Raw genomic sequence first — 9,536 nt, 5'->3', positions numbered from 1 at the left:
CGCCGCGGCCGGCGGGCGGGCGGGGGCCCGCCCCCCGCCACCGCTGGTGGTGTCTTCGGTGCGGCTCGGCGAGCGTACGCCGGACGGCGGCTGCCGTCAGACGGCGAGCGCCTGGGCGCGGCGCTTCACCTCCGTGCCGCGGTTCTCGCCGAGGGCCTGCGCGGGCGTGCCCGGCAGGGTCGGGTCCGGAGTGAAGAGCCACTCCAGCATCTCTTCGTCGCTGAAGCCGTCGTCCCTCAGGAGCGTCAGGGTCCCGGAGAGACCCTTGACGACCTTGCCGTCCTGGATGAAGGCGGCCGGCACCTGGAGGATCTTCTCGCCGGGGCGCACTTCGCGGCGCACGGCGATGAGCTGGCCCTCCTTGACCAGCTGCCGCACGCGCGTCACCTCGACGTCGAGCATCTCGGCGATGTCGGGCAGGTAGAGCCAGGCGGGGACGAGAGCATCGATCTTTGCGTCAATCTCGGTCACGGGACAAGCCTGCCATCTTGGACTGACAGTCGGTAGTCGGGCCCTACCGGACTGCCGCCTTCAGAGGTACGGAGGGGTCGGCGGCCCGCGCCGGGTCGACGGGGGTGCCGTGCTCGATCAGCCTGCGGCCCTGGGCCAGGTCGCGCGGCCGGCCGACGGCGAGCAGGGCGACCGGGGTCTCGTCGCGCAGCCACAGGACCGTCCAGGCCTCGTCGGCCGGGTCGCCGCGCCACAGCAGCGTGTCGGCGGCGCCGTGGTGTCCGGCGTACTGGACGAAGCGGCCGAACTGCTCGGACCAGAAGTAGGGCACCGGGTCGTACGGCTCGGGTGCCTCGCCGACGATCCCGGCGGCGACGGTCCGGGGGCCCTGGAGGGCGTTGTCCCAGTGGTGGACGAGGAGCCGTTCGCCGTAACGGGCGGACGGGAAGGAGGCGCAGTCGCCGACGGCGTACACGTCGGGCAGCGAGGTGCGCAGGTGGTCGTCGGCGGTGAGCGCGCCGCTGGGGTCGAGGGCGGCGCCGGAGCCTTCGAGCCAGCCGGTGGCGGGGCGGGCGCCGATGCCGACGACGACGGCGTCGGCGGGCAGTTCGAGGACCTCGCCGGTGGCGCCGAAGTCGTCGGAGTCGGCGGTGAGGACGACCCGGCCCTTTTCGACGTGCTCCACGCGCGCGTGGAGCCGGAGTTCGGCGCCGCTCTCGGCGTACCAGGCGGCCATGGGTGCGGTGACCTCGGCGGGCAGCGCTCCGGCGAGCGGGCGGCCGGCGGCCTCGACGACGGTGACGGCGCAGCCGGCCTGCCGGGCGGCGGTGGTGAACTCGGCGCCGATCCAGCCGGCGCCGACGACGACGATGTCGTGGCGGCGTTCCAGGACGGGCTTGAGCCGGGCGGCGTCGTCGAGGGTGCGCAGCAGGTGGACCCCGGGGACGCCTTCGGAGCCGGGCAGGGTGAGCGGGTGGGCGCCGGTGGCGACGACGAGGACGTCGTACGGGACGGGCCCGGCCTCGGTGTCGACCTCGTGGTCGGCGGCGCGCAGGCCGGTGACCTCGACGCCGAGGCGGAGGTCGACGTCGAGGGCGGCGAAGTCGACGTCGAAGGCGGAGTCCTCGGCGTTGCCGAGCAGCACCGCCTTGGACAGCGGGGGCCGGTCGTAGGGCTGGTGGGGTTCGGCGCCGACGAGGGTGACGGGGCCGGTGAAGCCCTGCTCGCGCAGGGCGACCGCGGTCTGGACGCCTGCCATCCCGGCGCCGACGATCACGACGTGCCGTTCGGTCCGGTCGGGTGACCGCCGCTGCGACTGGTCCCCGGCCTGCTGCTGCTCGCTCTGCTCGCTCACCCGGCCACTCTATTCACCTGACGGGCCGTCAGGAAGGGAGGGGTCCTGCGGCGGCCCGGTCCCGGCGGTTAGTCTGGCCGCCGTAAAGCACTCGCGGGAGCCCGGACGGACCGGGCTGAGAGGGAGGCTGGCCGGCCTCCGACCGTACGAACCTGATCCGGGTCATGCCGGCGAAGGGAGGGGCTGGACGCCCATGTCGCGTACACGCAGTACCTCGGACGTTCTCGTCGTCGGGGGCGGCATCATCGGCCTGGTCACGGCCTGGCGCGCCGCGCAGCGCGGGCTGCGCACCGCCGTGGCCGACCCCGAGCCGGGCGGCGGGGCCGCCCGGGTGGCGGCGGGCATGCTCGCCGCCGTCACCGAACTCCACTACGGCGAGGAGACCCTGCTCGGCCTCAACCTGGCCTCCGCCCGCCGTTATCCCGATTTCGTCGCCGAGCTCGCCGAGGCGGCCGGCGGCATGGACGTCGGCTACCGCGCCTGCGGCACGCTCGCCGTCGCGCTCGACGCCGACGACCGCGCCCACCTGCGCGAACTCCACGCGCTGCAGACCCGCTGCGGGCTCGCGTCCGAGTGGCTGAGCGGCCGCGAGTGCCGCCGCCTGGAACCGATGCTGGCGCCGGGCGTGCGGGGCGGGCTGCGGGTGGACGGCGACCACCAGGTCGACCCGCGGCGGCTCGCCGACGCCCTCGTGGTGGCGTGCGAGCGCGCCGGGGTGGTCTTCCACCGCTCGCCCGCGGAGCGGCTCACCGTGGTGGGCGACCGGGCCGCGGGCGCGGTACTCGCGGACGGCACCGAGCCGGCCGCGGAGCAGGTGGTCCTCGCCGCCGGCAGCATGAGCGGGCGGCTCGCCGGCGTGCCGGAGAAGGTCCTGCCGCCCGTGCGGCCCGTGAAGGGGCAGGTGCTGCGGCTGCGGGTCCCGCCCGCGTACGCGCCGTTCCTGTCCCGGACGGTCCGGGCGGTCGTCCGCGGCAGCCACGTCTACCTCGTGCCGCGCGAGAACGGCGAGCTGGTCGTCGGCGCCACCAGCGAGGAGCTGGGCTGGGACACCACCGTCACCGCCGGCGGCGTGTACGAGCTGCTGCGCGACGCGCACGAGCTGGTCCCCGGCATCACCGAGCTGCCCCTCACCGAGACCCGCGCCGGGCTGCGGCCCGGCTCGCCCGACAACGCGCCGCTGCTCGGCCCCAGCGCCCTGCCCGGGCTGCACCTGGCCACCGGCCACTACCGCAACGGGGTACTGCTCACCCCGGTCACCGGCGACGTCATGGCGGAGGCGCTGACCACCGGCACGCTGCCGGACGAGGCACGCCCCTTCACCGCCCGCCGCTTCTCCTCCGCGCACCTGGAGCACGCATGAACGCGCCCCTGTCCCTCTCCGTGAACGGGGAGTCCCGGGCCCTGGACGGCCCGCTCTCCCTCGACGCCCTCGTCGCCACCCTCACCACGGCCCCCTCCGGAGTGGCCGCCGCCGTGAACGAGACCGTGGTCCCGCGCAGCCAGTGGGCCGCGACCCTGCTCGGCGACGGCGACCGGGTCGAGGTCCTGACCGCGGTGCAGGGAGGCTGAGCGCGATGTCCGACGACGTGTTCCTGATGGGCGGTACGGAGTTCTCGTCCCGGCTGATCATGGGTACGGGCGGGGCGCCCAGCCTCGATGTCCTGGAGCGCTCGCTCGTCGCGAGCGGCACGGAGCTGACGACGGTCGCGATGCGCCGTCTCGACCCGACGGTCCGGGGTTCGGTCCTGTCGGTCCTGGAGCGGCTCGGCATCCAGGTGCTGCCGAACACGGCGGGCTGCTTCACGGCCGGCGAGGCCGTGCTCACCGCCCGGCTCGCACGGGAGGCGCTGGGCACCGACTGGATCAAGCTGGAGGTCATCGCCGACGAGCGGACGCTGCTGCCGGACGGCGAGGAGCTCCTCGCCGCGGCCGAGACGCTCGTGGACGACGGTTTCGTCGTGCTGCCGTACACCAACGACGACCCGGTCCTCGCGCGGAAGCTGGAGGACGTCGGCTGCGCGGCGATCATGCCGCTGGGCTCGCCCATCGGCTCCGGCCTCGGCATCCGCAACCCGCACAACTTCGAGCTGATCGTGGACCGGGCGGGCGTGCCGGTGATCCTCGACGCGGGGGCGGGGACGGCGTCGGACGCGGCGCAGGCGATGGAGCTGGGCTGCGCGGCGGTGATGCTGGCGTCCGCGGTCACCCGCGCGCAGGAGCCCGTCCTGATGGCCGAGGCGATGCGCCACGCGGTCGAGGCGGGCCGCCTGGCCCACCGCGCGGGCCGCATCCCGCGCCGCCACTTCGCCGAACCGTCCTCCCCGCACGCCGGCCGCGCCCACCTGGACCCGGAGCGCCCCGCCTTCTAGGACCGGCCCCGCACCGGCCCTGGTCCTGCCCGGCCCGCCCGCGCCCGGCCCCCTCGTCACAGCTGCGCTGCAGTACGGGCGCGGGGGCCGGGGCGGGTCCGGGGCCCTCGTAGACTCGACGCCGTGGACACGACCCTTCAGGACCCCCTCGTCGGGCGGCTGCTCGACGGCCGCTACCGCGTCGACGCGCGTGTCGCCGTCGGCGGGATGGCCACGGTCTACCGGGCCGTGGACACCCGGCTCGACCGGGTGCTCGCGCTCAAGGTGATGCATCCGGACCTCGCCACGGACGCCGCGTTCGTGGAGCGGTTCATGCGTGAGGCCAAGTCCGTCGCGCGGCTCGCGCACCCCAATGTCGTCGGCGTCTTCGACCAGGGTGCGGACGGCGCGTACGTCTACCTCGCGATGGAGTACGTCGCCGGCTGCACCCTCCGCGACGTCCTGCGCGAGCGCGGCGCCCTCCGGCCGCGGGCCGCGCTCGACGTCCTGGAGCCGGTGCTCGCCGCGCTCGGCGCCGCGCACCGCGCCGGGTTCGTGCACCGGGACATGAAACCGGAGAACGTCCTGATAGGGGACGACGGCCGGGTGAAGGTCGCCGACTTCGGGCTGGTCCGGGCCGTGGGCTCGAACACCGACACCACCGGCTCGGTCCTCGGCACCGTCTCGTACCTGGCGCCGGAGCAGATCGAGCACGGCACCGCCGACACCCGCGCCGACGTGTACGCGTGCGGCGTGGTCCTCTACGAGATGCTGACCGGCGGCAAGCCGCACTCCGGCGACACCCCGGCCCAGGTGCTCTACCAGCACCTGAACACCGACGTGCCCGCGCCCTCCGCCGCCGTCCCCGGCCTCGCCGTGGAGCTGGACGAGCTGGTGGCGGGCGCCACGGCGCGCAATCCCGACCTGCGGCCGTACGACGCGGTGGACCTGCTCGCCCGGACCCGGGAGGCACGCGCCGCGCTCGGCGACGAGCAGCTCGACGCCGTGCCCCCGCAGGCCCGCGCCCAGGCGGAGCCGGAGGGCGGCGGCACCGAGGACCCGACCTCCGTCATCCCGCGCGTCCAGCCGCTCCCCGTGGAGCACACCAGCGTGCTGCCGCCGGCCACCGCCGCCGCGGCGGCGGCGCCCGCTCCGAGGCGCCGCCCGCGCGGGCCGCTCCTCGTCGTCGCCGCCGTCCTGCTCGCCCTCGGCATCGGGACCGGCGTCTGGTACATCAACTCCGGCCAGTTCACCCGCGTCCCCGCCGTCCTCGGCCAGACCGAGGCGCAGGCCACGAAGCGGCTGGCCGACGCCGGGCTCGACGTGGGCACGACGAAGCGGGCGTTCAGCGACGTGTACGAGCGGGGCACCGTCATGGCCGTCGACCCGGCGCCCGGCGAGCGCATCCGCGGCAACGGCACGGTGACGCTCACCCTGTCCCGCGGCCCGAAGATCGTGAAGGTCCCGAACCTGAAGGGCACGCCGCTCGCCGAGGCCAGGAAGACCCTGGCCGAGGAGGGTCTGGCGACCGGCGTGATCACGTACGAGTTCAGCGACTCCGTCGCGCAGGGCGCCGTGATCGGCTCCGACCCGGAGCCGGGCACCGAGCGCAGCCCCGACTCGGCCGTCGCGCTCGTGGTCAGCAAGGGCACGCCGATCGACGTCCCCGCCGTCACCGGCGAGTCGGTCGAGGACGCCACCGCCACGCTCCAGGACGCCGGTCTGAAGGTCGTCGTCGCGCCGGAGAAGATCAACTCGCCCGAGGAGGCCGGTTCCGTCGCCGCGCAGTCCCTCGCCGAGGGCAGCCGGGCGGCGAAGGGCGACACCGTCACGCTGACCGTCTCCAAGGGACCGAAGATGGTCGAGGTCCCGGACGTGGTCGGCATGTCGGCCGACGAGGCCCGCACCGAGCTGGAGGACGCCGGCTTCGAGGTGAAGGTCGAGAAGACCTTCCCGTTCCTCGGCGACACGGTCACCGGCCAGTCCGTCGAGGGCGGGTCCACGGCCGCCGAGGGCTCCACCATCGCCATCACGATCAAGGGACTGTAGGCACTCATGCGCAACCCCGTCGGCGGCCACGTCCCCGTGGCCGGCGGTCTCGCCACGGTCGGTCTCGGCTACGCCCGGGAGCTCGGCGCCGAGACGGTGCAGGTCTTCGTCGCCAACCCGCGCGGCTGGGCCACCCCGGCCGGCAACCCGGCCCAGGACGAGCTGTTCCGGGCCGGCTGCGCGGCCGAGGGCCTGTCGGCCTGGGTCCACGCCCCGTACCTGATCAACTTCGGCTCGCACACCGAGGCCACCGTGGAGAGGTCGGTGGAGTCGCTGCGGCACTCACTGCGCCGCGCGCGGCAGATCGGCGCCCGGGGCGTGGTCGTGCACACCGGCTCGGCGACCGGGGGCCGGCCGCGCGCCGAGGCCCTGGCGCAGGTGCGGGAGCGGATGCTGCCGCTGCTCGACGAGCTGACGCACGAGGACGACCCGGATCTGCTCATCGAGTCGACGGCCGGGCAGGGCTTCTCGCTCTGCTCGACGGCGGAGGACTTCGGCCCGTACTTCGAGGCCCTCGACCACCACCCGAAGCTGGGAATCTGCCTCGACACCTGTCACATCTTCGCCGCGGGCCACGACCTGACCGGTCCCGACGGCGCGGCCCGCACGCTCGACGAGCTGGTGGGGGTGGTCGGCGAGGGCCGGCTGAAGCTGATCCACGCCAACGACTCCCAGGACGTCGTGGGCGCGCACAAGGACCGGCACGCGAACATCGGGGCCGGTCACATCGGCCAGGACGCCTTCCGGAACCTGTTGGGCCACCCGGCGACCGACGGCGTGCCGTTGATCATCGAGACCCCCGGCGGACCGCAGGGGCACAAGGCCGACGTGGAGCTGCTGAAGAAGCTGCGGATCTGAATTTCCGTTGAGGAATACCCTAGGGGGGTATACGGTTCCTGCGTACGGAGGAACCGCTAACCGAACTTGGGGGCACTCATGCAGCACGAAGCGCACGCCCACCACGAGCAGCACCAGACCCACGAGCACCACGAGCACCACGCCGCTCACCAGCAGCACGCCGGCCACGAGGGCCACGAGCAGCACCAGCACCACCACGGGCACGGCAAGGTGTCCTGGTCGATGGCCGCCCAGGCCACCCTGCACTGCCTCACCGGCTGCGCCATCGGCGAGGTGCTCGGCATGGTCATCGGCACCGCGTTCGGCTGGGGGAACCTGCCGACGATGGTGCTCGCGATCGTCCTGGCGTTCTTCTTCGGTTACGCGCTCACCCTGCGCGGCATCCTGAAGGCCGGCGTCGACTTCAAGACCGCCTTCAAGGTCGCGCTCGCCGCCGACACGCTGTCCATCGCGGTCATGGAGATCATCGACAACGGGGTGATCGCCCTGTGGCCCGGCGCCATGGACGCCCACCTCTCCGAGCCGCTGTTCTGGATCGTGCTCGCCATCGCGCTGGCCGCCGCCTTCGTGATCACCACGCCGGTCAACAAGTGGATGATCGGCCGCGGCAAGGGCCACGCCGTCGTCCACCAGTACCACCACTGACGGCCGGTACCACCACTGACGGCCGCGAGGACGTCAGAGCTCAGGGCCGTCGCCCGGCTCCTCCTGGTACGAGTAGCGCTGCTCCGTCCACGGGTCACCGATGTTGTGGTACCCGCGCTCCTCCCAGAAGCCACGCCGGTCGGCGGCCATGTACTCCACGCCCCGGACCCACTTGGGGCCCTTCCAGGCGTACAGGTGCGGCACCACGAGCCGCAGCGGGAAGCCGTGTTCGGCGGTGAGCAGCTCGCCGTCCTTGTGGGTGGCGAAGATGGTGCGTTCCGAGGAGAAGTCGGCGAGCCGCATGTTGGCGCTGTAGCCGTACTCCGCCCAGACCATGACGTGGGTGACGTTCGGCGCGGGCGGGGCGAGCTCCAGGAGCGTCCGGGCGGGCACACCACCCCATTCGGCCCCGAGCATGCTGAATTTCGTCACGCAGTGCAGATCGGCCACGACGGTGGCGAAGGGCAGCGCCGAGAACTCCTCGTGGTTCCAGCAGCGCTTGTCGCCGTCGGCGGTCGCCCCGAAGACCCTGAACTCCCAGCGCTCCGGCTTGAACCGGGGCACGGGGCCGTAGTGGGTCACCGGCCAGCCGCGCTGGAGCCGCTGCCCCGGCGGCAGATCCGACGAAACCGCCACTCCTGTTTCCCGGCGTGCTCCGCCCTCCGGCTGACCCATGTCATCCATGGTGACAGACCGCGAGGGGTGGTCATGACCAGCCATGCCTCGACATCTCTGGGGATATTCTGACAATTAAGGCAACCCACAGTAAGCCTGTACTTACTGGACGCCACCCATTCGTGCTGCGAGGATGCGGCCATCCTGCCCAGTGGCGGCACCGACATGCGTGGAAGGATCCTGAAGCGATGCAGGGCGACCCCGAGGTCCTCGAGTTCCTCAACGAGCAGCTGACCGGCGAGCTGACGGCGATCAACCAGTACTGGCTGCACTACCGCATCCAGGACAACAAGGGCTGGACCAAGCTCGCCAAGTACACCCGCGAAGAGTCCATCGACGAGATGAAGCACGCGGACAAGCTGACCGAGCGCATCCTCATGCTCGACGGCCTGCCCAACTACCAGCGGCTCTTCCACGTCCGCGTGGGCCAGACGGTCAAGGAGATGTTCGAGGCCGACCGTCAGGTCGAGGTGGAGGCGATCGACCGGCTCAAGCGCGGGATCGAGGTCATGCGCGCCAAGGGCGACATCACCTCGGCGAACCTCTTCGAGGACATCCTGGCGGACGAGGAGCACCACATCGACTACCTCGACACGCAGCTGGAGCTGATCGAGCAGCTGGGCGAGGCGCTGTACTGCTCCACCCTCATCGAGCAGCCGAGCTGATCCCGGACGACGCGCCCGGAGCAGGCCCCCGGGAGGGGTTCTAGGCGGCTTCGCGCAGTTCCGTGACCCCGGCGGTCTCGGTCACCTCGGTGACCTCCGCCGTCAGCGCCGGCATGCCCTGGTCCACGAGCTCACGGCGCGGGCAGTTGCCGCGTCCGAGAATGGCCTGAATGCGTCGTACACACGATCCGCAGTCGGTGCCCGCCTTGCAGGCGGAGGCGATCTGGCGAGGAGTGCAGGCGCCGGCTTCCGCATGCTCCTTGACCTGCTTCTCCGTGACTGCGAAACATGAGCAGACGTACACGCGGTTCACCTCCCGCCGAGATCGATAAGGCTAACCTAACCTTACCCGGCGGTCCGGGGGCGCAAAAGTCCCCGATACGACAGTGGGGGGGGGGGGGGCGCGACAACCCCCCCCCCCCCCGGGGGGGGAAGCACAGAGGTGAAGGGGCAAGACCGGACCCCGCGGCGCCCCGCGTAGTATAACAAAAA

General features: G+C 72.8%; 11 protein-coding genes and 1 riboswitch. Of the genes, 7 read left to right on the top strand and 4 right to left on the bottom strand.

The window, feature by feature from the left end; translation table 11 throughout:
• Window positions 1–96 precede the first annotated feature (96 nt).
• Together ACFVGS_RS27030 and ACFVGS_RS27025 are read right to left on the bottom strand one after the other, a co-directional pair.
• Window positions 97–471, bottom strand: coding sequence for an Rv2175c family DNA-binding protein (locus ACFVGS_RS27030; protein ID WP_384420757.1), 375 nt, complete (start codon window positions 469–471; stop codon window positions 97–99).
• 43 nt (window positions 472–514) lie between these two features.
• On the bottom strand, window positions 515–1,804 hold the full coding sequence (locus ACFVGS_RS27025; protein WP_385694068.1) for an NAD(P)/FAD-dependent oxidoreductase: 1,290 nt from the start codon (window positions 1,802–1,804) through the stop codon (window positions 515–517).
• Between the two features lie 83 nt (window positions 1,805–1,887).
• Window positions 1,888–2,000: riboswitch (TPP riboswitch) on the top strand.
• On the opposite strand from ACFVGS_RS27025, the gene thiO reads away from it, so the two are divergent.
• The 6 genes from thiO (at window position 1,998) to ACFVGS_RS26995 (ending at window position 7,704) form a co-directional block, all read left to right on the top strand.
• A complete protein-coding gene (gene thiO / locus ACFVGS_RS27020; RefSeq protein WP_384420760.1) occupies window positions 1,998–3,164 on the top strand; it encodes a glycine oxidase ThiO in 1,167 nt (388 codons plus the stop codon). It overlaps the preceding riboswitch by 3 nt.
• Complete coding sequence (gene thiS, locus ACFVGS_RS27015; protein WP_384420762.1) at window positions 3,161–3,373, top strand: sulfur carrier protein ThiS; 213 nt, start codon at window positions 3,161–3,163, stop codon at window positions 3,371–3,373. Before thiO ends, thiS begins: the two co-directional genes overlap by 4 nt.
• A 5-nt stretch (window positions 3,374–3,378) precedes the next feature.
• Window positions 3,379–4,173, top strand: a complete 795-nt coding sequence (locus ACFVGS_RS27010; RefSeq protein ID WP_384420764.1) for a thiazole synthase — start codon at window positions 3,379–3,381, stop codon at window positions 4,171–4,173.
• Window positions 4,174–4,296: 123 nt separating this feature from the next.
• Window positions 4,297–6,201 carry a Stk1 family PASTA domain-containing Ser/Thr kinase gene (pknB, locus tag ACFVGS_RS27005; RefSeq protein WP_385694062.1) on the top strand — a complete coding sequence of 635 codons (1,905 nt, stop codon included), beginning with the start codon at window positions 4,297–4,299 and terminating at the stop codon, window positions 6,199–6,201.
• Between the two features lie 6 nt (window positions 6,202–6,207).
• Window positions 6,208–7,059 carry a deoxyribonuclease IV gene (locus ACFVGS_RS27000; protein WP_384420767.1) on the top strand — a complete coding sequence of 284 codons (852 nt, stop codon included), beginning with the start codon at window positions 6,208–6,210 and terminating at the stop codon, window positions 7,057–7,059.
• A 78-nt stretch (window positions 7,060–7,137) separates the two neighbouring features.
• Entirely contained in the window at window positions 7,138–7,704 is a 567-nt protein-coding gene (locus ACFVGS_RS26995) for a DUF4396 domain-containing protein (protein ID WP_384420768.1), read from the top strand.
• A 33-nt stretch (window positions 7,705–7,737) separates the two neighbouring features.
• Here the strand turns inward: ACFVGS_RS26995 and ACFVGS_RS26990 are convergent, their stop codons facing one another.
• A complete protein-coding gene (locus ACFVGS_RS26990; protein ID WP_384420770.1) occupies window positions 7,738–8,379 on the bottom strand; it encodes a sulfite oxidase-like oxidoreductase in 642 nt (213 codons plus the stop codon).
• Window positions 8,380–8,567: 188 nt separating this feature from the next.
• On the opposite strand from ACFVGS_RS26990, the gene bfr reads away from it, so the two are divergent.
• The gene (gene bfr, locus ACFVGS_RS26985) at window positions 8,568–9,044 is read left to right on the top strand and encodes a bacterioferritin (protein WP_384420772.1); all 477 of its coding nucleotides are present in this window, start codon (window positions 8,568–8,570) and stop codon (window positions 9,042–9,044) included.
• A gap of 40 nt (window positions 9,045–9,084) precedes the next feature.
• On the opposite strand, the gene ACFVGS_RS26980 is transcribed toward bfr, so the two are convergent.
• On the bottom strand, window positions 9,085–9,357 hold the full coding sequence (locus ACFVGS_RS26980; protein WP_384420774.1) for a bacterioferritin-associated ferredoxin: 273 nt from the start codon (window positions 9,355–9,357) through the stop codon (window positions 9,085–9,087).
• Window positions 9,358–9,536 lie beyond the last annotated feature (179 nt).

The sequence above is a fragment of the Streptomyces sp. NPDC127114 genome, assembly GCF_042677525.1.
Classification (GTDB): Bacteria; Actinomycetota; Actinomycetes; order Streptomycetales; family Streptomycetaceae; genus Streptomyces.
The sequence above is the reverse complement of the archived record's forward strand: the minus strand, read 5'-3'. Positions and strand labels throughout refer to the sequence as shown.

What these genes read in the sequence shown, in the direction of transcription:
- thiO (WP_384420760.1), top strand. Translation starts at nt 1,998, where the DNA reads ATGTCGCGTACACGCAGTACCTCGGACGTTCTCGTCGTCGGGGGCGGC.
- thiS (WP_384420762.1), top strand. Translation starts at nt 3,161, where the DNA reads ATGAACGCGCCCCTGTCCCTCTCCGTGAACGGGGAGTCCCGGGCCCTG.
- ACFVGS_RS27010 (WP_384420764.1), top strand. Translation starts at nt 3,379, where the DNA reads ATGTCCGACGACGTGTTCCTGATGGGCGGTACGGAGTTCTCGTCCCGG.
- ACFVGS_RS27000 (WP_384420767.1), top strand. Translation starts at nt 6,208, where the DNA reads ATGCGCAACCCCGTCGGCGGCCACGTCCCCGTGGCCGGCGGTCTCGCC.
- ACFVGS_RS26995 (WP_384420768.1), top strand. Translation starts at nt 7,138, where the DNA reads ATGCAGCACGAAGCGCACGCCCACCACGAGCAGCACCAGACCCACGAG.
- ACFVGS_RS26990 (WP_384420770.1), bottom strand. Translation starts at nt 8,379, where the DNA reads ATGGGTCAGCCGGAGGGCGGAGCACGCCGGGAAACAGGAGTGGCGGTT.
- bfr (WP_384420772.1), top strand. Translation starts at nt 8,568, where the DNA reads ATGCAGGGCGACCCCGAGGTCCTCGAGTTCCTCAACGAGCAGCTGACC.